Annotated in this window: 26 protein-coding genes; 13 read left to right on the top strand and 13 right to left on the bottom strand. The window is 73.0% G+C overall.

The window, feature by feature from the left end; genetic code table 11:
* Positions 1 to 121: 121 nt before the first annotated feature.
* Together IE219_RS15525 and IE219_RS15520 are read left to right on the top strand one after the other, a co-directional pair.
* Positions 122 to 607 (top strand): VOC family protein, encoded by a 486-nt coding sequence (locus IE219_RS15525; protein WP_229849778.1) that lies wholly within the window; start codon positions 122 to 124, stop codon positions 605 to 607.
* Positions 608 to 822: 215 nt separating this feature from the next.
* A complete protein-coding gene (locus IE219_RS15520) occupies positions 823 to 1,002 on the top strand; it encodes a hypothetical protein (protein ID WP_189977570.1) in 180 nt (59 codons plus the stop codon).
* Between the two features lie 88 nt (positions 1,003 to 1,090).
* On the opposite strand, the gene IE219_RS15515 is transcribed toward IE219_RS15520, so the two are convergent.
* Entirely contained in the window at positions 1,091 to 2,305 is a 1,215-nt protein-coding gene (locus tag IE219_RS15515) for an acyl-CoA dehydrogenase family protein (RefSeq protein ID WP_189977568.1), read from the bottom strand.
* Between the two features lie 176 nt (positions 2,306 to 2,481).
* On the opposite strand from IE219_RS15515, the gene IE219_RS15510 reads away from it, so the two are divergent.
* Complete coding sequence (locus tag IE219_RS15510) at positions 2,482 to 3,129, top strand: TetR/AcrR family transcriptional regulator (protein ID WP_189977566.1); 648 nt, start codon at positions 2,482 to 2,484, stop codon at positions 3,127 to 3,129.
* A gap of 120 nt (positions 3,130 to 3,249) precedes the next feature.
* Here the strand turns inward: IE219_RS15510 and def are convergent, their stop codons facing one another.
* The gene (gene def / locus IE219_RS15505) at positions 3,250 to 3,810 is read right to left on the bottom strand and encodes a peptide deformylase (RefSeq protein WP_189977564.1); all 561 of its coding nucleotides are present in this window, start codon (positions 3,808 to 3,810) and stop codon (positions 3,250 to 3,252) included.
* Between the two features lie 124 nt (positions 3,811 to 3,934).
* On the opposite strand from def, the gene IE219_RS15500 reads away from it, so the two are divergent.
* The 5 genes from IE219_RS15500 to IE219_RS15480 all read left to right on the top strand — a co-directional run bounded on the left by IE219_RS15500 (position 3,935) and on the right by IE219_RS15480 (position 8,675).
* On the top strand, positions 3,935 to 5,182 hold the full coding sequence (locus IE219_RS15500) for a Mur ligase family protein (protein ID WP_189977562.1): 1,248 nt from the start codon (positions 3,935 to 3,937) through the stop codon (positions 5,180 to 5,182).
* Positions 5,183 to 5,213: 31 nt separating this feature from the next.
* Entirely contained in the window at positions 5,214 to 5,942 is a 729-nt protein-coding gene (locus IE219_RS15495) for a type 1 glutamine amidotransferase (RefSeq protein WP_189977560.1), read from the top strand.
* Positions 5,943 to 6,118: 176 nt separating this feature from the next.
* Positions 6,119 to 7,147 carry a 6-phosphofructokinase gene (locus IE219_RS15490; RefSeq protein ID WP_189977558.1) on the top strand — a complete coding sequence of 343 codons (1,029 nt, stop codon included), beginning with the start codon at positions 6,119 to 6,121 and terminating at the stop codon, positions 7,145 to 7,147.
* Positions 7,148 to 7,264: 117 nt separating this feature from the next.
* Positions 7,265 to 8,215 carry a cytochrome c oxidase assembly protein gene (locus IE219_RS15485; RefSeq protein ID WP_189977556.1) on the top strand — a complete coding sequence of 317 codons (951 nt, stop codon included), beginning with the start codon at positions 7,265 to 7,267 and terminating at the stop codon, positions 8,213 to 8,215.
* A gap of 226 nt (positions 8,216 to 8,441) precedes the next feature.
* Positions 8,442 to 8,675: a hypothetical protein gene (locus IE219_RS15480; protein ID WP_189978044.1), complete on the top strand. Its 234-nt coding sequence runs from the start codon at positions 8,442 to 8,444 to the stop codon at positions 8,673 to 8,675.
* Between the two features lie 105 nt (positions 8,676 to 8,780).
* Here the strand turns inward: IE219_RS15480 and IE219_RS15475 are convergent, their stop codons facing one another.
* Positions 8,781 to 9,779 carry a DUF3048 domain-containing protein gene (locus IE219_RS15475; protein ID WP_189977554.1) on the bottom strand — a complete coding sequence of 333 codons (999 nt, stop codon included), beginning with the start codon at positions 9,777 to 9,779 and terminating at the stop codon, positions 8,781 to 8,783.
* Between the two features lie 96 nt (positions 9,780 to 9,875).
* Between IE219_RS15475 and IE219_RS15470 the strand changes: the two genes are divergently transcribed.
* A complete protein-coding gene (locus tag IE219_RS15470) occupies positions 9,876 to 10,553 on the top strand; it encodes a lysophospholipid acyltransferase family protein (protein WP_189978002.1) in 678 nt (225 codons plus the stop codon).
* A 108-nt stretch (positions 10,554 to 10,661) separates the two neighbouring features.
* On the opposite strand, the gene IE219_RS15465 is transcribed toward IE219_RS15470, so the two are convergent.
* From IE219_RS15465 to IE219_RS15430, 8 genes are all read right to left on the bottom strand, one after another.
* Entirely contained in the window at positions 10,662 to 12,248 is a 1,587-nt protein-coding gene (locus tag IE219_RS15465; RefSeq protein WP_189977552.1) for an alpha/beta hydrolase, read from the bottom strand.
* 172 nt (positions 12,249 to 12,420) lie between these two features.
* Positions 12,421 to 13,203 (bottom strand): urease accessory protein UreD, encoded by a 783-nt coding sequence (locus IE219_RS15460; RefSeq protein WP_189978000.1) that lies wholly within the window; start codon positions 13,201 to 13,203, stop codon positions 12,421 to 12,423.
* The gene (ureG, locus tag IE219_RS15455; protein ID WP_189977550.1) at positions 13,200 to 13,901 is read right to left on the bottom strand and encodes an urease accessory protein UreG; all 702 of its coding nucleotides are present in this window, start codon (positions 13,899 to 13,901) and stop codon (positions 13,200 to 13,202) included. Before ureG ends, IE219_RS15460 begins: the two co-directional genes overlap by 4 nt.
* A 15-nt stretch (positions 13,902 to 13,916) precedes the next feature.
* On the bottom strand, positions 13,917 to 14,579 hold the full coding sequence (locus IE219_RS15450) for an urease accessory protein UreF (protein WP_189977548.1): 663 nt from the start codon (positions 14,577 to 14,579) through the stop codon (positions 13,917 to 13,919).
* A 16-nt stretch (positions 14,580 to 14,595) separates the two neighbouring features.
* Positions 14,596 to 16,317: an urease subunit alpha gene (locus IE219_RS15445; protein ID WP_189977546.1), complete on the bottom strand. Its 1,722-nt coding sequence runs from the start codon at positions 16,315 to 16,317 to the stop codon at positions 14,596 to 14,598.
* Positions 16,310 to 16,654: an urease subunit beta gene (locus IE219_RS15440; protein WP_189977998.1), complete on the bottom strand. Its 345-nt coding sequence runs from the start codon at positions 16,652 to 16,654 to the stop codon at positions 16,310 to 16,312. The genes IE219_RS15445 and IE219_RS15440 overlap by 8 nt, the downstream gene beginning before the upstream one ends.
* 15 nt (positions 16,655 to 16,669) lie before the next feature.
* Positions 16,670 to 16,972 carry an urease subunit gamma gene (locus IE219_RS15435; protein ID WP_189977544.1) on the bottom strand — a complete coding sequence of 101 codons (303 nt, stop codon included), beginning with the start codon at positions 16,970 to 16,972 and terminating at the stop codon, positions 16,670 to 16,672.
* Between the two features lie 378 nt (positions 16,973 to 17,350).
* A complete protein-coding gene (locus IE219_RS15430) occupies positions 17,351 to 17,650 on the bottom strand; it encodes a type II toxin-antitoxin system Phd/YefM family antitoxin (protein WP_189977543.1) in 300 nt (99 codons plus the stop codon).
* A gap of 58 nt (positions 17,651 to 17,708) precedes the next feature.
* Here IE219_RS15430 and IE219_RS15425 point away from each other — a divergent pair, with 58 nt between their 5' ends.
* The 4 genes from IE219_RS15425 to IE219_RS15410 all read left to right on the top strand — a co-directional run bounded on the left by IE219_RS15425 (position 17,709) and on the right by IE219_RS15410 (position 20,259).
* Positions 17,709 to 18,332: an ATP-dependent Clp protease proteolytic subunit gene (locus tag IE219_RS15425; RefSeq protein WP_229849777.1), complete on the top strand. Its 624-nt coding sequence runs from the start codon at positions 17,709 to 17,711 to the stop codon at positions 18,330 to 18,332.
* A 7-nt stretch (positions 18,333 to 18,339) separates the two neighbouring features.
* Complete coding sequence (locus IE219_RS15420) at positions 18,340 to 18,645, top strand: hypothetical protein (RefSeq protein ID WP_189977539.1); 306 nt, start codon at positions 18,340 to 18,342, stop codon at positions 18,643 to 18,645.
* Positions 18,646 to 19,167: 522 nt separating this feature from the next.
* A complete protein-coding gene (locus IE219_RS15415) occupies positions 19,168 to 19,644 on the top strand; it encodes a C40 family peptidase (RefSeq protein ID WP_189977533.1) in 477 nt (158 codons plus the stop codon).
* Between the two features lie 306 nt (positions 19,645 to 19,950).
* Positions 19,951 to 20,259 (top strand): cytidine/deoxycytidylate deaminase family protein, encoded by a 309-nt coding sequence (locus IE219_RS15410; RefSeq protein ID WP_229849776.1) that lies wholly within the window; start codon positions 19,951 to 19,953, stop codon positions 20,257 to 20,259.
* A 13-nt stretch (positions 20,260 to 20,272) separates the two neighbouring features.
* On the opposite strand, the gene IE219_RS15405 is transcribed toward IE219_RS15410, so the two are convergent.
* The gene (locus tag IE219_RS15405; protein ID WP_189977531.1) at positions 20,273 to 20,704 is read right to left on the bottom strand and encodes an ATP-binding protein; all 432 of its coding nucleotides are present in this window, start codon (positions 20,702 to 20,704) and stop codon (positions 20,273 to 20,275) included.
* Between the two features lie 261 nt (positions 20,705 to 20,965).
* On the bottom strand, positions 20,966 to 22,189 hold the full coding sequence (locus tag IE219_RS15400) for an 8-amino-7-oxononanoate synthase (protein WP_189977529.1): 1,224 nt from the start codon (positions 22,187 to 22,189) through the stop codon (positions 20,966 to 20,968).
* Between the last annotated feature and the right edge of the window lie 118 nt (positions 22,190 to 22,307).

Raw genomic sequence — 22,307 nt, 5'->3', positions numbered from 1 at the left:
ACGGCGGGGTGATTGTCCCCCATTCAAATGACTCGCCGGTAGCTTCCGTGGGACACCCGGCCGGATCTGGCCGGTCACGGGGTTCTCCGTGGTTGTCGGTGGCGTCTGGGAGGCTCGGGGCATGGACGAGGCAGAGATGGACGAACGCCCGGGGATGACGTTCCAGTTGACGGTCGACTGCGTCGATCCGGTGCGGCTGGTGGCGTTCTGGGGAGCGGCGCTGCGGTACGTGCCGGAGCCGCCGCCGGAGGGGTACGCGAGCTGGCGGGCGTACTGGGAGGCGAGCGGCGTCCCGGCGGAGGAGCTGCCCGAGGGCACCGGGGACCTGGCGGAGTCGCTCGTGGACCCGGCGGGCGCCGGGCCCCGGGTGTGGTTCCAGGCCGTGCCCGAGGCCAAGACGGTGAAGAACCGCCTGCACCTGGACCTGAAGGTGGGCGGCGGGCGGGGGGTGCCGCTCGCGGTGCGGCGGGGCCGGGTGGACGGCGAGGTGGCCCGGCTGACCGCGCTCGGCGCCTCGGTGCTGCGTGTGACGGACGCGCCGGGCGGCATGGACCACTACGCGGTGCTCCTCCAGGACCCCGAGGGGAACGAGTTCTGCGTGGTCTGAGTCCTCCTTCCGGCGGGGGCGGCTCCGCCATGAGGCTGACCTCACGTGTGCGATCGGTCACTCCCCGGCGACGCGAGGTCACCTCGGGCGGCCCGGGCCGAAGGGTCTTCCCGCAGGTTGGAGCGGTTTCTCCGACTTTTCTCGGGCTCCGGTGGTTTGGCCGACGCGTCGCGCGGGGATCATCGGCTGTCAGTCCCGGCTCATAAACTTGCCCCATGTCCGAACAGCTCGACACCCCGACCACGATCCCGCTCACCGCCTCCGACGTCATCAACTGCCGCATCCGCGCCCTCTGGGCCACGGGCGTGCTGTCGCCGGCGGGCCGCGAGGAGTACGGCCGGCTGCTCGTGGAGTGGGAGTGCGCGATGCGGGCCGAGCAGGAGCTCGCCGCCTGAAGCGCACGGCACTGAGAACCCTCCGGGCCCGCACCGTCACGGTGCGGGCCCGGTGTGCGTCCGGGCGCGGGGGCCCGGGGCGGTGCGGCTACCTGGCGAGGGCGCGGCTGATGACCATGCGCTGGATCTCGCTGGTGCCTTCAAAGATGGTGTAGATGGCGGCGTCGCGGTGCATCCGCTCCACCGGGTACTCGCGGGTGTAGCCGTTGCCGCCGAGGATCTGGATGGCCTGGGCGGTGACGGACTTGGCGACCTCGCTCGCGTACAGCTTCGACATGGAGCCCTCGGCGTTCGTGAAGGGCTTGCCCGCGGTGGCCATCCAGGAGGCGCGCCAGACCAGCAGGCGGGCGGCGTCGATCCGGGTGGCCATGTCGGCGAGCTGGAAGGCGACGCCCTGGTTCTCGATGATCGGGCGGCCGAACTGCACGCGGGTCTTCGCGTAGTCGAGGGCGACCTCGTACGCGGCGCGGGCGGTGCCGACGGCCATGGCGCCGACCGCGGGGCGGGACGCCTCGAAGGTGGCCATGGCGGCGTTCTTCACGCGCTCGCCGCCGGTCCTGGCCTTCTCGCGGGCGCGGGCGAGGCGCTCGTCCAGCTTGTCCTTGCCGCCGAGCAGGCAGGAGCCGGGGACGCGGACGTCCTCCAGGACGACCTCGGCGGTGTGCGAGGCGCGGATGCCGTGCTTCTGGAACTTCTGGCCCTGGGAGAGGCCGGGGGTGTTCGGCGGCACGATGAAGGAGGCGTGGCCCTTGGAGCCGAGCTCCGCGTCGACGACGGCGACGACGACGTGGACGTTGGCGATGCCGCCGTTGGTCGCCCAGGTCTTGGTGCCGTTGAGGACCCACTCGTCCTTGGCCTCGTCGTAGACGGCGCGGGTGCGCATGGAGGCGACGTCGGAGCCGGCGTCGGGCTCGGAGGAGCAGAAGGCGGCGACCTTGACGTCGGTGGCGTCGCCGTACATCTGCGGCACCCAGGTGCCGATCTGCTCCTCGGTGCCGTTGGCGAGGACGCCGACGGCGGCGAGGCCGGTGCCGACGATGGAGAGCGCGATGCCCGCGTCGCCCCAGAACAGCTCCTCCATGGCCATCGGGATGCCGAGGCCGGTGGGGTCGAAGAACTGCTGCGCGTAGAAGTCGAGGCTGTAGATTCCGAGCTTGGCCGCCTCCTGGATGATGGGCCAGGGGGTCTCCTCACGCTCGTCCCACTCGGCGGCGGCCGGACGTATGACGTCCGCGGCGAAGCCGTGGAGCCAGTCGCGGACCTGCTTCTGGTCCTCGTTGAGATCGAGCGTGAACTCGCCCATGCGTTCCCTCCCAGCAGTACGTTACTTGCGGTAACAGCAGTCTGTTACCGGCGGGTACGCCTGTCAACCTGCGGTTCCTCGGGGAAGGAGGCGGATCGGGCCGTTCGGCACAGCATGCCGCGCGGGTGTTACGTTGCGACAGCCTCAGGTCATCGCACGGGCGGGGAGACACGCTTATGGACATCGCACACCGGACCACCGACCAGCAGAAGCCCGCCGAGCAGCGGCGGCGCGAACTGCTGGAGGCGGCGGACCGGGTGGTGCTCCGCGACGGCCCCAAGGCATCCATGAACGCGATCGCGGCCGAGGCGGGCATCACCAAGCCGATCCTCTACCGCCACTTCGGCGACAAGGGCGGCCTCTACCGCGCCCTCGCCACCCGCCACACCGACGCCCTGCTCGCCTCGCTGCGCGACGCCCTCGACGCCCCCGCCGACCGCCGCCGCCGGGTCGAGGCCACCCTCGACACCTACCTCTCCTCCATCGAGGCGATGCCGCAGGTCTACCGCTTCCTGATGCACCCGGCCGAGGAGTCCCAGCAGGCCGAGCAGGGCTTCGACGTCGGCCGCCACTCCGCCCCGCTGCTGCGCCGCATGGGCGAGGAGCTGGGCCGGGTCATCGCCGAGCGCGTCGACCTCGGCCCGGCCGCCGAGGCCCAGGCCCGGATCTGGGGCCACGGCATCGTCGGCATGATGCACGCGGCGGGCGACTGGTGGCTGGGCGAGCGCCCCTGCTCCCGCGCCGACCTGGTCCACGCCCTCGCGGACCTGCTCTGGGGCCGGCTCGCCGAGGCCGACGACCGCCCCGGCGGCCCGGGGTTCTGACCCGCCCGGCCCGTCCCCTCCCCCGCCCCGCCCGGAGGCGGGCGGGGCCCGCAAAGGACGCGCCCGGCGCGCGCGGGCCCGGGGGCTCGGAGCCGTACGACAAGGGGGGCGGGGCGGGGGTTACGACTCCAGGACGGCGGCGCCGGCGCCCCAGGGGCGCTTGCGGACGGCCTTCAGGAGGCGTGATCTCCGCCACCCCGTGACGCGCTCCGCGTAGACCCGGCCCTCCAGGTGGTCCATCTCGTGCTGGAGGCAGCGGGCGAAGAAGCCCGTGCCCTCGATCCGCACCGGGGTGCCGTCCGCGCGGACGCCCTCCACCACCGCGCGGTCGTACCGCGCCACCGGCGCCTCCAGACCCGGCAGCGACAGGCAGCCCTCCGGGCCGCGGAACTCGTCGCCGTCGGCCTCGACCAGGCGCGGGTTCACCACGTGCCCCAGGTGCCGCACGTCCTCGTCGTCCGGGCAGTCGTAGACGAAGACCCGCAGCCCCACGCCCACCTGGTTCGCGGCGAGTCCCACCCCGTGCGCGGCGTACATGGTGGCGAACATCGACTCCACCAGCCCGTCCAGCACGGGGCCGAACTCGGTGACGGGAGCGCAGGGCGCGTGCAGCACGGGGTCGCCGAGCAGGGTCATGGTCCGGACGACTCCGGAGCTGCCGGGGATGGGGCGGTTTCGCATGGCCGTAAGGGTACGGTCCACCGTGACCTCCTCATTTCATACGGTCGGCCCGGTGCCGCGGTTCGGGCTCCTGGCCGGTTCTCGATAGGCTGAGCCCCGACCGACGCAAGGAGGATCAAGGACGATGTCAGGACACCCCGGTAATCCAGAGCCGCTGTCGCCGCGTGCCAAGTTGGCCGTGACCGCTGGCAAGGCGGCCGCCGCGGTGTCGCGGGCGGCCGGCCGCGGCAGCGGATCGGTGATCGGCGGCAGGGTCGCGCTCAAGCTCGACCCCGACCTGCTGGGACGGCTCGCGCAGCACCTGGACGTCGTCCTCGTGTCCGCCACCAACGGCAAGACCACGACGACCCGGCTCATCGCCGAGGCGCTGCGCGCGAGCGGCCCCGTGGTCTCCAACGCCCTCGGCGCCAACATGCCCGCGGGCATCACCTCGGCCCTGGCCGGCGGCACCGACTCCCGGTACGGCGTGATCGAGGTCGACGAGAAGTACCTCGCCGGCGTCGCCCGCGACACCACCCCCAAGGCCATCGCGCTGCTCAACCTCTCCCGCGACCAGCTCGACCGCGCCGCCGAGACGCGGATGCTCGCCGAGAAGTGGCGCGAGGGGCTGAACGGCTCCAAGGCCGTCGTCATCGCCAACGCCGACGACCCGCTCATCGTGTGGGCCGCCTCCTCCTCCCCCAACGTGGTGTGGGTGGCGGTCGGCCAGGAGTGGAAGGACGACGCCTGGTCGTGCCCCTCCTGCGGCGGTGTGCTCCAGCGTCCCGGCGACGACTGGTTCTGCGGCGAGTGCGGCTTCCGCCGGCCCGCCCCGAGCTGGGCGCTCAGCGGCGACCACGTGCTCGACCCGCACGGCTCGGCCTGGCCGATCCGGCTCCAGCTCCCCGGCCGCGCCAACAAGGCGAACGCCGCCACCTCGGCGGCCGTCGCCGCCGTCTTCGGCGTGCCGCCGCAGGTCGCCCTGGAGCGCATGTACCAGGTGCAGGCCGTGGCCGGCCGCTACGACGTGGTCTCCTTCCAGAACCGGCAGCTGCGGCTGCTGCTCGCGAAGAACCCGGCGGGCTGGCTGGAGACCTTCTCCCTGATCGACCCGCCGCCGACCCCGGTGATCCTCTCGGTCAACGCGCGCGGCGCCGACGGCACCGACACCTCCTGGCTGTGGGACGTCGACTACGGGCGGCTCGCCGGCCACCCGATCATGGTGATCGGCGACCGGCGGCTCGACCTGGCGGTCCGCCTGGAGGTCGCGGGCGTGGACTTCCGCGTCTGCGACACCCTCGACGAGGCCGTCTCGATGGCCCCGCCCGGGCAGATCGAGCTGATCGCCAACTACACGGCGTTCCAGGACGTCCGCCGCCGTGTGGGCAACTGACCCCACCCCGACTCGCAGAAGGACTTGCAGCATGAGTGAGAGCAGCCTGCGCGTGGTCTGGGTCTACCCGGACCTGCTCAGCACCTACGGCGACCAGGGCAACGTGCTCGTGGTCGAGCGCCGCGCCCGGCAGCGCCGCCTGAACGTCGAGCGCGTCGACGTCCGCAGCGACCAGCCCGTCCCCACCTCCGGCGACATCTACCTGGTCGGCGGCGGCGAGGACCGGCCGCAGCGGCTCGCCGCCGAGCGGCTGCGCCGGGACGGCGGCCTGTCCCGGGCCGCCTCCAACGGCGCGATCATCTTCTCGGTCTGCGCCGGCTACCAGATCCTGGGCCACGAGTTCGTCAACGACCTCGGGGCGCGCGAGCCCGGCCTCGGCCTGCTCGACGTGACCACGGTCCGCGGCGAGGGCGCCCGCTGCGTCGGCGACGTGCTCGCCGACATCGACCCGCAGCTGGGCCTCCCCCAGCTGACCGGCTTCGAGAACCACCAGGGCGTCACCCACCTCGGCCCGACGGCCCGGCCCTTCGCGCGGACCCTCTTCGGCAACGGCAACGGGACCGGCGACGGCACCGAGGGCGCGTACAACGACACCGTCTTCGGCACCTACATGCACGGCCCCGTGATGGCCCGCAACCCGCAGATCGCGGACCTGCTGCTGAAGCTGGCGCTCGACGTGAACGCGCTGCCGCCGACCGACGACCGGTGGTACGAGGCGCTGCGCGCCGAGCGCATCGCGGCCGCCACGCAGCCCGCCTGACGGCCCCTCATCGCGCACGTCTGAGCGGCATACCGCACATTGGATTCGAAAGTAAATCGAGTGTCCAATCTGCGGACATCCGGTTCGGCCCCGCCACCCGGCAACGATAGGGTGGCGGGGATCCAGCCGGACGACGTGGTCCGGGAGTCGGCCCACGTTGCAAAGGTTTTTGGGCTATGCGCATTGGTGTGCTCACCTCCGGCGGAGACTGCCCCGGTCTGAACGCCGTCATCCGGTCCGTCGTGCACCGCGCCGTCGTGGACCACGGGGACGAGGTCATCGGCTTCCACGACGGGTGGAAGGGCCTCCTGGAGTGCGACTACCGCAAGCTCGACCTGGACGCGGTCGGCGGCATCCTCGCCCTCGGCGGCACCATCCTCGGCTCCTCCCGCGTGCAGCCCGCGCACCTCGTCGGCGGCGTCGAGCGCGCCAAGGGCCACGTCGCGGACCTGGGTCTCGACGCGATCATCCCGATCGGCGGCGAGGGCACCCTCAAGGCCGCGAACCTGCTCTCCGAGGCGGGCCTGCCGATCGTCGGCGTCCCGAAGACCATCGACAACGACATCGCCTCGACCGACGTCACCTTCGGCTTCGACACCGCCGTCACCGTGGCGACCGAGGCCCTCGACCGGCTGAAGACCACCGCCGAGTCCCACCAGCGCGTCCTGGTCGTCGAGGTCATGGGCCGTCACACCGGCTGGATAGCCCTGCACTCCGGCATGGCCGCCGGCGCCCACGCCGTCGTCGTCCCGGAGCGCCCCTTCGACATCGACGAGCTGACCGCCCGCGTCGGCGCCCGCTTCGAGGACGGCAAGCGCTTCGCGATCGTCGTCGTCGCCGAGGGCGCCAAGCCCCTCGAAGGCTCCTCCATGGACTTCAAGACCGCCGGCACCGACATCTACGGCCACGAGCGGTTCACCGGCGTCGCCAACCAGCTCTCGGTGGAGCTGGAGCGCCGGCTCGGCAAGGAGGCCCGCCCGGTCATCCTCGGCCACGTCCAGCGCGGCGGCACCCCGACCGCGTACGACCGCGTCCTCGCCACCCGCTTCGGCTGGCACGCCGTGGAGGCCGTGCACCGCGGCGAGTTCGGCATGCTGACCGCGCTGCGCGGCACGGACATCGTGATGGTGCCGCTCGCCGAGGCCGTGGAGACCCTCAAGACGGTCCCCGAGGAGCGTTACGCGGAGGCGCAGAGCGTGCTCTGAGCCCCGGCTCGCCCGACAACCGCCCCCGGTCGAGGACCCGACCGGGGGCGGTTCTAGTCTGGTGCGGACAACAAGCGCGAAACGGGCTCAGCGCGCAATGGGCTCCGGGAGTAAGCGATGGATCACAGCGGGCACGGCATGACCATGGATCTGCCGCCGTTCACGCTGGGACGGGGCCTGGAGTTCTCCCCCGACCTGTTCTTCCTCATCGGGTGCCTCGCGGCCCTCGGACTGTACGGCTGGGGCGTCACCCGGCTGCGGCGGCGCGGGGACGCCTGGCCGGTCGCCCGGACCGTGCTGTTCGCCCTCGGCGTGCTCTCCGTCGCCGTGGTGATGTGCACCAAGCTGAACGACTACGGCATGGTCATGTTCAGCGTGCACATGGTGCAGCACATGGTGATCTCCATGGTGGCGCCGATCCTGCTGCTGCTCGGCGCGCCGGTGACGCTGGCGCTGCGGGCGCTGCCGGTGGCCCGGCGCGGCTCGCTCGGGCCGCGCGAGCTGCTCCTGAAGCTGCTGCACAGCCGGTACATGCGGATCATCACGCACCCCGCGTTCACCATCGGCATGTTCATCGCGAGCCTCTACGGCCTCTACTTCACCCCGCTGTTCGACTTCCTGATGGGGTCGAAGGCCGGACACATCGGCATGATGATCCACTTCCTCGCGGTGGGTCTGGTCTTCTTCTGGCCGATCATGGGCGTGGACCCGGGGCCGCACCGGCCCGGGTACGTGATGCGGATGCTGGAACTCTTCGCGGGCATGCCGTTCCACGCCTTCTTCGGCATCGCGATGATGATGGCGACGCAGCCGATGGTGAACGTCTACAAGAACCCGCCGGCCTCGCTCGGGATCGACGCGCTCGCCGACCAGTCGGCGGCGGGCGGCATCGCCTGGGCCTTCAGCGAGATCCCGTCGGTGCTGGTGCTGATCGCGCTGGTGTACCAGTGGTACCACTCCGAGCAGCGGCAGGCGGCCCGCTCGGACCGGCAGGCGGACCGGGACGGCGACAAGGAGCTGAGGGAGTACAACGCGTACCTGGCGTCGCTCCAGGCGCGGGGGCGCTGAGCCCTCGCGCGGTGCGCGGCGCGTGCTGTGGAGAGCCCCGGGGTCTTCGGATCCTGGGGCTCTCCTGTTTCTCCGGGTTTCCGGAGGGGTTCTTCCGGGGTTTGGCAGGGGGCGGGGCGGTTCCGGCGTGCGCCGGTGTGTCCGGGGAGTAGCGCGCGCCCCCCGTACGGGGTCACGATGGCAGGGAGGCTTCCTCGGCCCCGGTCGGGAGGAGGGCGGACGGATCATGTCCGGTTCCACGAAGGCGATGGCGATCGTCACCTGCGCCGCGCTCGTGCTGACCACCGCGTACACGGTGGCGCTCGGCAGCAGCGGCTGGCTCTGGTTCGGCTGGATCGTGCTGGGGGTGGCGACGGCCGGCATGGCGGCGGCGGACAGTGCGGAGGCGACCAGCGATCCGTACGGCCCGCGCGGACCGCTCGGCCCCCGCGCGGGCGGGGCGGGGCCCTCGCCGCGCTGAGGGGGCGGTCTCGGGGTGCCGCGCCGGGGGGGCGGTTTTCGCTCTTCGGGGTCGGTTCGCACTGTTCGGCGTCAGTTCACTCTGTTCGGGATCGGTTTCCGCCGTTCAAGGCCGGTTTCCGCCGTTCGGGGCCAGGACGATCCAGACCTGGCCGGGGGCGAAGGCGAGCGGGCGGCCGTCGGGGGTGGTGAAGGCGGTGCCGCCGGCCGGGTCGGGGCGGGACCAGCGGGCCTCGTGGGCGCGGCCGTCGCGCAGGACGAGGGCGGTGCCGGAGCCGGTGGTCTCGGTGTACGGGGAGACCGCGCCGTTGACGTCGTGGAAGGCGGAGGCGCGGACGGTCACCCGCTGCACGACGACGGTGGCGGGGACGGGCCGGGCACCGTCGGCGCTGGTGACGGGGCGCCCGTCGAGGGCGATCCGCCAGCCCCGGTCGGCGGCGGACCAGGTGAAGGCGTAGCGGGCGGCCGGGAAGCGGACGGTCTCGGTGGTCCGCGCGGTGCCGCCGGCGGGCGCGGCGCCGAAGACGAGGCCGACGGGACGGACGTCGGTGGCGTCCGGGGCGGCGGCGAGGGCCGCGCGCGGGCGCAGGTAGAGGTTGTGCGGGGCGGGCCGGTCGGGCGAGCGGCGGAACGCGGCCGGGGCGCTCTCCTCGGTGACCAGGTCGAGGGAGGCCGCCCGCAGCAGCGGGTCCAGGGCGGTCTGGGCGCCGGAGTAGGCGAGGGCGGGCCGTCCGAAGGGGCGGAGCAGGGAGATGTCGGACTCGCGGGCGCTGCGGACGGGGCCGACGCGCTCGGGGAGGCGGGAGGAGTAGACGGCGAGCAGCCGGGTGACGCCGCCCTCGACCTGCTCGACGTAGACGAGGTCGGCGGCGCCGAGGCCGGTCTGGGGGCGGGCCGCCGCCACGTTGTCGATCTTGACGGCGAGGACCGGGCCGGGAGCGGCGGGCAGTCCGGTGAGCGGCGAGACGCCGGCGGGGACGGCCGGGGTGCGGGACGCGTCCGGCGGGACCGTGCCGGTGCAGCCGTAGAGGGCGGTCGCGGCCACCGCGCACAGCAGGGCGGTGAGCGTGCGACCGGGACGCCGGGGTCCGCGCGCGCCTGGCATGGTTCGGCCTTCCCGTGAGCCGGTCCTCTCCGACCAGTGGACCACGGCGGCCGGGAGGGTTACAACGGCCTGGACGGACGACGAACGGGGGTCACGGTGTTCTACCGGCTGCTGAAGCACGTGCTGCTCGGACCGCTGCTGAAACTGCTGTTCCGGCCGAGGGTGGAGGGGATCGGGAACATCCCGGAGGAGGGCGCGGCGATCGTCGCGGGCAACCACCTCTCCTTCTCCGACCACTTCCTCATGCCGGTGGTGCTCGACCGGCGGATCACCTTCCTGGCGAAGCAGGAGTACTTCACCGGGCCGGGGCTGAAGGGGCGGCTGACGGCGGCCTTCTTCCGGGCGGCCGGGCAGATCCCGGTGGACCGGTCGGGCAAGGAGGCGGGGCAGGCGGCGATCCGGGAGGGGCTCGGCGTGCTGGGCCGGGGCGAGCTGCTCGGGATCTATCCGGAGGGCACCCGCTCGCACGACGGCCGGCTGTACAAGGGCAAGGCGGGGGTGGCGGTGATGGCGCTGCGGGCCGGAGTGAAGGTGGTGCCGTGCGCGATGGTCGGCACCTTCGAGATCCAGCCGCCGGGGCGGGTGGTGCCGAGGATCCGCCGGGTGACGATCCGGTTCGGGGAGCCGCTGGACTTCTCGCGCTTCGCGGGCTCGGCGGACGAGCGCGCGGTAGTGCGGGCCGTCACCGACGAGATCATGTACGCGATCATGCGCTTGTCGGGCCAGGAGTACGTGGACGAGTACGCGTCGGTCGTGAAGGCGTCCGGGGCCTGATCCGCGCGGCGGGGTCGGCCGCCGTGATCCGCACGTAGGGGCGGCCGCCGTGTGGCGACCGCCCCCGCGCGTGCGTGCGAGGTCAATCCGTCAGGGTCGTGTCACCCTTCACGGCTGCGGGGTGGCGTGCGGGGCGCACGTCACGTCGCGGCCGTCCAGCTTCCCGGTGAGGAGGTACGCCTCGACGCGGGTGTTCAGGCACGGGTTGACCAGGTTGGTGATGCCGTGCGAGCCGGCGTCCCTCTCCGTGATCAGACGCGAACCCTGGAAGCGCTTGTGCAGTTCCACAGCGCCCTCGTACGGGGTGGCGGCGTCGCGCTCGGACTGGGTGATGAGCACGGGCGGCAGGCCCTTGCCCGTCCTGACCTGGACCGGCTTCTGGCTCGGGGCCTTCCAGGTGGCGCAGGGCAGGTTCATCCAGGCGTTGGCCCAGGTCATGAACGGGTACTTCTCGTGGAGGCGGGAGTTGTCCCGGTCCCACTTCTTCCAGCTGGTCGGCCACTGTGCATCCGCACATTCGACCGCGGTGTAGACGGCGTTGCCGTTCTCCGAGGAGATGTTGCCGGCGGTGTCGGTGAGGTCCGCGGCGGCGTTGTCGATCAGCGGCTGCGGGTCGCCGGCGGCGTACGCGCTCCACGCCTCGGCGACGGGCGCCCACATGGAGTCGTAGTACGGGGCGTTCTGGAAGAAGCCGATGAGCTCGGCCGGGCCGACCTTGCCGCCGAGCGGCGCCTTCTTGGCGGCGGCGCGCAGGGTCTGCCACTGCTGCCGGACCTCGGCGAGGGTGTCGCCGAGGTGGTAGGAGGCGTCGTTCTTCGCGACCCAGTTCATCCAGTCGGTGAGCCGGCCCTCGAAGGCGATGTCCTGGCCGAGGTTGGCCTCGTACCAGATGTTGCGGGTCGAGGGGTTCACCACGCTGTCCAGGACCATGCGGCGGACGTGCGTCGGGAAGAGGGTGCCGTAGACGGCGCCCAGGTAGGTGCCGTACGAGACGCCGACGAAGTTGAGCTTCTTCTCGCCGAGCGCGGCGCGGATGACGTCGAGGTCGCGCGCGGTGTTGGGCGTCGTCATGTACGGGAGCATGTCGCCGCTCTTCTCGGCGCAGCCCGCGGCGTACTCGGCGGCGAGCTTGCGCTGCGCGCGCTTGTCGGCCTCGCTGTCCGGCACCGGGTCGGCCTTGGGGCCCTTGACGAACTCGGTGGGGTCGACGCAGGAGATCGGGGCGGACTTGCCCACGCCGCGCGGGTCGAAGCCGACGAAGTCGTACGCCTTGGCGGCGTTGGCCCATATCGCGCTCTTGGTCGTGACGCGGCGCGGGAAGCGCAGGCCGGAACCGCCGGGGCCGCCGGGGTTGTAGAGGAGCGCGCCCTGCCGCTCGGCCGGGGTGCCGGTGGCGGCGATCCGGTCGACGGCGAGCTTGATCTTCTTCCCGTACGGCTTGGCGTAGTCGACGGGCACGCTGACCCAGCCGCACTGGATGGGCTTCTCCAGGCCCCAGTCGGCGGGGCAGGGCTGCCAGTCGATGCCGGCGCGGGCCGCCTGGGCCGCGGCGACGGCGACACCGGTGGCCTCGGCGTCGCGTCCGTGGCGCGCACTGCTGTCGGCGCTGGCGGCCGGGGCCGCGAGCGCGCCCGCGACGAGAGTGCCGACGATGAGCGTGCCGGCCGAGCCGAGCGCTGCGGTGCGTCGTCTCACAGGTCCTCCCCCTGATAGGTGAGTTGTGGATGATCTTGGATGGTCCTCTTCGCGGCGATCCTTTCGTCAGGGAGGCCCGGCCGTAAGTCCGTACACCTGTTTCTTTGCCGAACCAATAACCGGAGAGCGCACTCCGCTGAGCGGTACGTCACCTTGTCGACATGGGGACCCCTTACGGGGCCGTGAAGGGCGCGAGGTCCGCGAGCGCCGCGTCGAGGATCCGGCGCAGGGCCAGCGCGTCCGGCGCGACCGCGGTGACGAGCGCCGCCGGTCCGGCGAGCGGGGTGACGACCGCGTGGTCGCCGAGGAGCCGCACCGGCGCCGGGGCCGTGTCGAACCGGGGATCGACGACCAGGAGCTGCCCGGTGGTCCGGTGGCCGCCGAGGACCGCGCCGCCGTCCCAGCCGCCGGGCGCGCCGGGACCGCAGGCCAGCTCCTGGTCGAGGAGGGGCCGTCCGGCGCGGCGGACGGTGAGCCGCGAGAAGAGGGTGCCGGGCGGTTCGCCGTGCCGGCCGAGGACCTGCTCCTCGCGGAGCACCAGCCGCGCCGCCGGATCGAGTTCGACGGTGGTGCGCGCCCGCAGCACGGAGCCGTGAACGGAGACGAGCTGCTCGGGCAGCCAGCGCAGGACGGCGTCCGCGCCGACCCGGAGCCGGAGGGCGTACGCGGCCGGGTCGGCGGTGCGGCCGGGCAGGGCGAGGGTCGCGGCGGCGGCGTCGACCAGGAGCCGCGCCCCGTCCCGTACCTCCGTCTCGATCGCGAGCCGGTCCCCGCCGAGCGGCGCGCTCATCGCCCCGACGACCGTCACCCGCGTCCAGCCGGGGACGGCGCAGCGGGTACGGCGCAGGGCGAACGGCCCGTCGCTCTCCAGCACCGGCAGCGAGCCGTCGGCCCCGGCCGTGATCCGGGCGGTCGCGGTGACCCCGGTACCGGCGGCGGGGGCGGCGGAGCTCATCCGGCCGGGGCGGGCGCGGGGACCGCCGTCCACTCGGCGAGCCGGGCGCGGACCCAGTCGGCGACCGGGCCGACACCCGCCGCGGAGCGCAGCGAGGTGAAGGCGACGGGCAGGTCGCCGCGTTGCGCCGCCGCGTCGCGGGCCATCCGGTCGAGGTCGGAGCCGACGTGGGGGGCGAGGTCCGTCTTGTTGACGACGAGGAGGTCGGCGGTGGTGACGCCGGGGCCGCCCTTGCGCGGGATGTCGTCGCCGCCGGCGACGTCGATGACGAAGACCTGCGCGTCGACGAGGCCCCGGGAGAAGGTGGCGGTCAGATTGTCGCCGCCGGACTCCACGAGGATCAGGTCGAGCGGGCCGACGGCGTCCTCCAGTTCCTCGACGGCTTCGAGGTTGGCGGAGATGTCGTCGCGGATGGCGGTGTGCGGGCAGGCGCCGGTCTCGACGGCGCGGATGCGCTCGGGCGGCAGGACGGCTTCGCGGAGCAGGAACTCGGCGTCCTCGCGGGTGTAGATGTCGTTGGTGACGACGGCGAGTGAGAGCGTGTCGCGGAGTTGACGGCAGAGCGCGGCGACGGTGGCGGTCTTGCCGGAGCCGACGGGGCCGCCGAGGCCGATGCGCAGGGCCCGGCGGGTGCCGTCGGGGCGGTGGGCGTCGGCGGAGACGGCGCCGTGGTGGCTGTGGTCGTGGTCGAGGTGCATGGGGCTGCTCCGGGGTTACGAGGCGAAGAGTCGGACGGGCCAGGCCGCGTGCTGCTCGGCGGTGATGTCGAGCAGCGGCGCGGACGCGGCGGGCAGGGCGTCGACGCCCTGCCGGGCGGCGGTCGCGGCGCGTGCGGCGACCTCGTCCATCTCGGGGGCGAGCCGGGCCAGGACGGCGGTGGCCTGGTAGGGGTCGAGGCCGAGGAGGCGTACGACGGCGGTGGCGGGACCGCCGACCGTCTCGTACGCGACGCAGTGCGCGGTGTCCTCGGGGCCCAGTCCGGCGGCGCGGGCCGCCGTGCCGAGGACGACGGGCTGGTGCGCGCCGCGCGGGAAGGCGGCGGCCAGCGCGTCGAGCCCCGGGTCGGGCCAGGCGGCGCGGGCGGCGCGCATCAGCTGCCGCCCGAGCCGGCGCGACGCGGCGCGCAGCGCGGGCGACGGGTTCTGGGCATCCGCAACGGCGTCGAGCTCGTGCGGATCGAGCCCGGCGGCCGCACCTGCGGCGAGGCCCGCCGCGGTGAGGCCGACGGTGTGCAACCGCCCACGGCAGAAGGCTTCGAGACCGGCGGCGTCGGTGAGGCGGCCGGCCTTGACGGCGGCTTCGGCGCCGCCGGAGTGGGCGTGCCCGCCGGCGGGGAACCGCCCGTCGGCGAGCACGAGGAGCGCGGAGCGTGACATGGACTTCCCCGGCGGGTCAGAAGAGGAAGTACCGCTGGGCCATGGGCAGCTCCGCGGCGGGGGCGGGTTCGACCGCTTCGCCGTCGATGGTGACGGTGAAGGTGTCGGCGTCGACCTCGACGCGCGGCGTGGCGTCGTTCTCCCGCATGTCCGCCTTGGTGACGCGGCGGGTGGAGCGGATCGGGGCGAACTCCTTGGCGACGCCGAGCCGCCGGGGCAGGCCGTCCTCGATCGCCGCCTCGGCGGTGAAGTTGACGGAGCCCGCGGCGGCGGCCCGGCCGAGGGAGCCGAACATCGGCCGGGGCAGGACGGGCTGCGGGGTCGGGATGGAGGCGTTGGCGTCGCCCATCTGCGCGTACGCGATCTGCCCGCCCTTGAGGACCACGAGCGGCTTGACCCCGAAGAAGGCGGGCTCCCACAGCACCAGGTCGGCGAGCTTGCCGGGCTCGACCGAGCCGATCAGGTGGTCCATGCCCTGGGCGACGGCCGGGTTGATCGTGTACTTGGCGACGTACCGCCGCACCCGGTGGTTGTCGGCGCGCCCGTCGCCGGGCAGCGCGCCTCGCCGCTTCTTCATGACGTGCGCGGTCTGCCAGGTCCGCAGGACGACCTCGCCGATCCGGCCCATGGCCTGGGCGTCGGAGGAGATGATCGAGAGGGCGCCGAGGTCGTGGAGCACGTCCTCGGCCGCGATGGTGGAGGGCCGGATCCGCGATTCGGCGAAGGCGAGGTCCTCCGGGACGGCCGGGTTGAGGTGGTGGCAGACCATCAGCATGTCGAGGTGCTCGTCGATCGTGTTGACGGTGTGCGGCCGGGTCGGGTTGGTCGAGCTGGGCAGCACATACGGCTCGGAGACCACGGTGATGATGTCGGGCGCGTGCCCGCCGCCCGCGCCCTCGGTGTGGTACGCGTGGATGGTGCGGCCCGCGATGGCGGCGAGGGTGTCGCCGACGAAGCCCGCCTCGTTGAGGGTGTCGGTGTGGATGGCGAGCTGGGCGCCGGTCTCCTCGCAGACCCGGAGGCAGGCGTCGATGACGGCGGGGGTGGCCCCCCAGTCCTCGTGGATCTTGAAGCCGAGGGCTCCGCCGCGCAGCTGGGAGTGCATCGCCTCGCGGGACATGGTGTTGCCCTTGCCGAGGAGGCCGATGTTGACGGGGTAGGTGTCGAGCGCCTCGAACATCCGGGCCATGTGCCAGGGGCCGGGGGTGACGGTGGTCGCCTTGGTGCCCTCGGCGGGTCCGGTGCCACCGCCGACGAGGGTGGTGATGCCGGTGGCGAGCGCCTGCTCGACGACGGTCGGCGAGATGAAGTGGACGTGGGTGTCGACGCCGCCGGCGGTGACGATCCGGCCGTTGCCGACGACGATCTCGGTCTCGGGTCCGATGACCAGGTCGGGGTGGACCCCGTCCATGGTGTCGGGGTTGCCGGCCTTGCCGAGGGCGGTGATACGGCCGTCGCGGATGCCGATGTCGGCCTTGACGATCCCCCAGTGGTCGATGACCACCGCGCCGGTGATCACCGTGTCGGGGGCGCCCTCGGCGCGGGTCGTCCGGGCCTGGCCCATGGACTCGCGGATGACCTTGCCGCCGCCGAAGACGGCCTCCTCGCCGGCCCGGCCGGGGCCGCCGGAGCGGTCCTCCTCGATCTCGACGAGCAGGTCGGTGTCGGCGAGCCGGATGCGGTCGCCGGTGGTCGGGCCGAACAGGTCGGCGTAGACGGCGCGGTGGAGGTCAGGCACGGGCGTCTCCGTTCGGGGACCCGGTCGCCGGGTCGAGCGGCCCGGCGGTCTCGCCGCGCAGACCGGGGATGATCCGGTGGCCGGCGAGGGGCACGAGCTCGACCTCGACGGGGATGCCGGGCTCGAAGCGGACGGCGGTCCCGGCAGCGATGTTGAGGCGCTTGCCGCGGGCGGCGGCCCGGTCGAGCGCGAGGCCGGGGTTGACCTCGGCGAAGTGGTAGTGGGAGCCGACCTGGACGGGCCGGTCGGCCGCGTTGAGGACGGTGAGGCGGGTGACGGGGCGGCCCTCGTTGAGGGTGACGGGACCGTCCCCGTACAGGATCTCTCCGGGGATCATCACTGTTCGGCCCCGTCAGACGATCGGATCGTGGACGGTGACGAGCTTGGTGCCGTCCGGGAAGGTGGCCTCGACCTGGACGTCGTGGATCATCTCGGGGATGCCGTCCATGACGTCCGCGCGGGAGAGCACCCGCCGACCGGAGGCCATGAGCTCGGCGACGGTGCGGCCGTCGCGGGCCCCCTCCAGGACGTGCGCGGTGATGAGGGCCACGGCCTCCGGATGGTTCAGCCGCACCCCCCGGGCCCTGCGCTTCTCGGCCACGTCGGCGGCCACATGGATGAGCAGGCGTTCCTGCTCGTGCGGGCTCAGTTGCACTCTTCCACCTCACAGTCGTCCCCCGGACCGTGCCCGGACAGCTGCGGACCCTACCGAGCGTCAACAGTTTGTTGAATGCCGAAAGGGCCCTGCACGGCCGGACATTGCACGTTAGGGCGGAAGTTTTTCCGGCCGGTTAACTCGCACTTTGCGATCTCATGATCATCGGACGGCCGGCGCCATGAAATGGATCAAGAGCTTCCGAGAAAGGGGAGCCAGAGGGGCGCGAGGAGGGGCCGGAGGGGTACGCGGGATCGCCGACAGGCGCGCGAGAACGACGGTCGGCGCGCGGGGTCCGGCCGACATGCGAGGTCCGGCCGACGCGCGGGGCCGCGCGCCGGGAGGGGCCGCCCGCCGGGAGGGGGCGAATCCGGACCGTCAGTCCGCGCCGGGCTCGCGGTGGTGGGCAGCGATGCCGAAGCGGTGCTGTTCACCCGCGGCGGAACCGAGGCCGCCGGAGAGGCGCGTGCCGGAGAGGGAGCGGATCACCAGTTCGTCGGCGACCTCCGCGGCCGCGGCCTCCATCTTCTCCAGTCGCTCCAGGTCAGCGGCGGAGACGAGGGCCACGAGCGGCTTCCCGTGCCGGGTCACGACCACGCGCTCATCGCCGTACACGACGCGGTTGATGAGGTCGGCGAGTTCCGCCCGTGCTTGCGTCACCGGGATCTCGTAGGTCATGCTCACCATCTTACGGTCTGTACGTCCTGTACATTTTTTACAGAAGGGGGCGCCCCTCGTGGACGCACGTCATGTACTGCCGGAGTTCTCGGAGCGGACCTCGTACGGCACCCGGACGCTCGATCCGTACGCGAAGCTGCTGGAGAACCGGATCGTCCTCCTGGGCACCCCGCTCGACGACACCGCCGCGAGCGACGTGATCGCGCAGCTCCTGTACCTGGACCACGCGGATCCCGGCCGGGACATCGCGCTCTACCTCAACTCCCCCGGCGGCTCGATCACCGCGGCGACCGCGATCCACGACACGATGCGCAGCCTGGCGAGCGATGTGGAGACGACCTGTCTCGGCCAGGCCGGTTCCACGGCGGCGGTCCTGCTCGCGGCGGGGACGCCGGGGAAGCGCATGATGCTGCCCGGCGCGCGGGTCGTCCTGCGCGAGCCCGCCCTGGACGAGCCCCTCCACGGACAGCCCTCCGACCTGGACCTGCACGCGCGCGAACTGCTGCGGCTGCGCGCGCTGCTGACGGACCTGCTTGCCTCCTGCACCGGCCAGGACGGGGAGCGGATCGCCGCCGACACCGCGCGCGTCACCGTGCTCGACGCACCGGCCGCCCTCGCGTACGGCCTGGTCGACCACGTGGTCGGCAGCCGCCGGGCCGCCGCCGGCACGGCCGCGCGGTGAGGCCGCGATGGTGCCCGAACTCCCGCCACTGCCCGCGCTGACCCGCGCCGAGGGGCAGTTCATCGACGCGTACCTCGACATCGTCGACCTCCTGGGGAAGGCCAACCCGTCCCGGACCTCGCACACCTACGGCGCCCTTCGCGCCGCACAGGCCCTGGTCGGGCGGGTGGAGGCACTGCGCGAGGCGTTGACGCTCATGCACATGCGGGGCGAGAACGAGGTGCACGCCGAGACCCTCGCGTGCGCGCTGCGGGTGCTGGACGGCGAGCGGCGCGCGGCGCGCGTCACCCTCCCCGAAGCACCGGCGGGTTGACATTCCGACGTGTCGTGTCGAACCCCGGACGGCCGACACCGGACGCAGAAACCCTCCCCCGTTCGGCGTAGTCGCACGAGCGGCGATCGAGGGGGACGAGTTGCGCAACAGGTGTACGCATTTGGCGGAATAGAACATTCCGACGCAGGTGCGGGGCTCGTAGGCCAAACCTACGACGATCACTAAACCCTCTTGTCCACCCGTATGGATCAGTCGTGAGGAGCCTCACATAACGCCGTTTCCACTCGGTTTTCGCCCGAACCGTGGGTCAAGATCCCTGACGACGACAAGCCCCCGCCATCCAGGCGGGGCGGTCCGGGCGGACGCCGAGTCCTGCCGCCGTCCCGGACGTCTGGTCGACAGGAGTGGATCGGCAGGAGTGGAGGACCCGAGCAGTACGGGTCGACCGCGCTGGACCCCAGCACGGTCGCCCTTGGGGTGAAGCCGCAGCCGCGGCCGGGCATCTTCGCCTGCCCGAACCCGACAGGTCATCCTTCACAGGCGGCTGACGAAGGGTTGCGCATGACCGCGCAGACGCATGTCCCGTCCCTGCTGACCCGGGCCGGAGCCGTCTCGGCTCTCACCCTCGCCGCCGTCGGCGGCACGCTCCTCGCACCGGGAGCCGCACCCGAGGCCCAGGCAGTCACCTCCCACGCGACGAAGGCACTGAGCATCGCCGCGTCCAAGAAGGGCGCGCCCTACCGGTACGGCTCGGCGGGACCCACCCGCTTCGACTGCTCCGGACTCACGCTCTACGCGTACAAGAAGGCGGGCAAGTCGCTGCCCCGCACCGCGCAGCAGCAGTACAACCAGAGCCGGCACATCACCGCCTCCAGCCGCCAGAAGGGCGACCTGGTCTTCTTCCACTCGGGCGGCCGGGTCTACCACGTGGGGATCTACGCCGGTGACGGCAGGATCTGGCATTCGCCCAAGACCGGCTCCTGGGTGAAACTCGACCGCATCTGGTCCTCGAAGGTCTACTACGGCCGCGTGCGCTGACCCACGGACCCCAGGCACCAGGGAGCGGAAGCGGTACGCCGCTCCCCGGTGCCCGGGACCTCGCACCCGCCCGGAGGCCACCGCCCCGGGGCCGTCCGCCCGCGCCCGCGCCCGCCCGGACGGACGCCGTCAATTCCCCGCGCGCCCGTCACCCCCTTCCTAGACTGCGGCGATGACACTCGACCAAGCGCTCGTCGACGCCGCCATCGACCAGGCGCGCCGCCGCTGGCCCTCCGACGAGCCCGGCGGGGCCGCCGCCGTCCGCCTCGACGACGGCCGGATCCTCACCAGCGTCGGCCTCGACACATGCACGGGAGCGTCACCCTGTGCCAGGAGACCGGCGCCTACTGCCAGGCGTACACCCTCGACCGGCGGGTGACCGCCTCCGTCTGCGTCTTCCGCGATCCCGAGGACGGTCGGTACGTCATCCTGCCGCCGTGCGGCATATGCCAGGAGCGCCTCGCGCTGTGGGGTCCCGAGGTCGAGGTCGGCGTGCCCGACCCCGAGGACCCGACCCGCTGGCTGGCCCGCACCCTCGCGCAGGTGAACCCGTACTACTGGGCGCGCCACTTCGCCGACGGCGCCTGGCCCTCCCACCGGACGCACTCGTCCTGAACGAAACGGTTCCTCAGGCAGGAACGGCGGCCACCCACGGCAGGGTGACCCACACCGTCTTGCCGCCCGCCTCGGTCGGGGTGACGGAGAGCCGCCCGCCGGCCTCCGCCGCCAGGACCCGGATGATCGCCAGGCCACGCCCGTTGTCCTGCTGGACCGCGGCGGGAAGCCGGCGGGGGAAGCGCGGATGGCTGTCGGTGACGCCGATCCGCAGCACCTCGTCGCGGTCGAGGCACAGTTCCACCGTGAAGTTGGGCGATTGCCCAAAAGTGTGCTGCACCGCGTTGGTCGCCAGCTCCGAGACCATCAGCCGGATCGCGTCCGCCGCGTCCCCGTCGCCGTCGAGGCCCCAGCCGCCGAGCACCTCCGCCACGAACCTCCGCGCCGCGGACACCTCGGCGGGGAGGCTCGGCAGGGTGACGGATGCTTCCTGGTGATCTGCCATGACGAGGCCGTCCCTTCCCGCCGGGGCGGGCCGCCGCCCCGGATCGCACTTCGCGTCAGACTGCCACCGATCATGGTGCGAAGTGCGCCGTTCTCCTGAGATATGCCCCTTATACGCCCGGTTCTGTCGCCCGAAGCGGTGAACTCTCGCCCCACGAAACGACTTTGGCGTACTCACACACCCGTCGCGTACGCCCCCGCCCCACACGTCCCGAGCGCCCCGCGCGTCCCGCCCGGCCGGTCGCCCCGCCGTCCCGTCGGCTCAGCGGGCTCCGGGCGGGGCCGTCCGGACGATCGTCGCGACCGCGCGATCGATCTCCGCGTCGGACAGGTTCGCGCGGGCGGTCAGCCGCAGCCGGGAGACGCCGTCGGGGACGGACGGCGGCCGGAAGCAGCCCACGGACAGGCCCTGCTCACGGCAGTCCGCCGCCCAGCGCAGCGCCTCCTCGGGCCCCGGCGCGCGAACCGACACCACGGCCGCGTCCGGGCGGGCCGAGGTGAACCCGGCCCCGGTGAGCAGGCCGTGCAGCGCGGCCGCGACCGTGCGCGCCCGCGCGGCGAGGTTCGGTTCGGCGGCGATCAGGCGCAGGCTCGCGAGCGCCCCGCCCGCGGCGGCCGGCGCGAGTCCCGTGTCGAAGATGAAGGTGCGCGCGGTGTTGACGAGGTGTTCGATCACCCGCGCCGGGCCGAGGACCGCCCCGCCCTGGCTACCGAGCGACTTGGAGAGGGTGAGCGTGGCCACCACGTCCTCGTCACCCGCGAGTCCGGCGCCGCGTGGGGCGCCCCGGCCGCCCACGCCGAGCACGCCGAACCCGTGCGCGTCGTCGAGGACGATGCCCGCGCCGTGCTCCCGGCAGGCGGCGGCGAGCTCCTCCAGCGGGGCCCGGTCGCCGTCGACGGAGAAGACAGAGTCGCTCACGGCGAGCGCCCGCCGCCCGGAGTGCGCCTCCAGGGTCTTGCGTACGGCCTCGGGGTCGGCGTGCGGCACCACCGCCGTCTCGGCCCGGGCGAGCCGGCAGCCGTCCACGATCGAGGCGTGGTTGGCCGCGTCGGAGACGATCAGGGCGTCCGGACCGCCGAGCGCGGTGAGCACGGCGAGGTTGGCCGCGTAACCGGAGGAGAAGACGAGGGCGGCCTCGAAGCCGCAGAAATCGGCGAGTTCGCGTTCGAGCCGGGTGTGCAGCCGGGTCGTGCCGGTGACCAGGCGGGAGCCGGTCGCGCCGGCGCCCCAGCGGCGGGCCGCCTCGGCGGCGGCTTCGGTGACCTCGGCGCGCCGGGTGAGGCCCAGGTAGTCGTTGCTCGCCAGGTCGAGGAGGTCCGATTCGGCCGGGCGGGGCCTCAGCCGCCGTACGAGTCCGGCCTCGGCCCTGCGGTGCGCCTCGGTCTCGGTCCAGGCGAAGGCGGTACGGCGCCCGGTCGCGGCGGCCGGCGGCCGTTCCGGGCTCCGCCCGGGGGTCGGGCTCGGGGTCGGACGGGCCTCGGGCATGCGGCGATCCTTTTGTAGGCAGCGCACAGACCCTAACGGCAGAAGGCCGTGGTCGTGATGTGGTCATACACACACCTCTATCCGGGCCGTTTGTTCAGTTCCTCCTTGGCCCAGGGCC

It is taken from the genome of Streptomyces termitum, from assembly GCF_014650175.1.
In the GTDB taxonomy this organism is placed as follows: domain Bacteria; phylum Actinomycetota; class Actinomycetes; order Streptomycetales; family Streptomycetaceae; genus Streptomyces; species Streptomyces termitum.
This window is presented reverse-complemented; position numbering and strand designations above follow the sequence as displayed.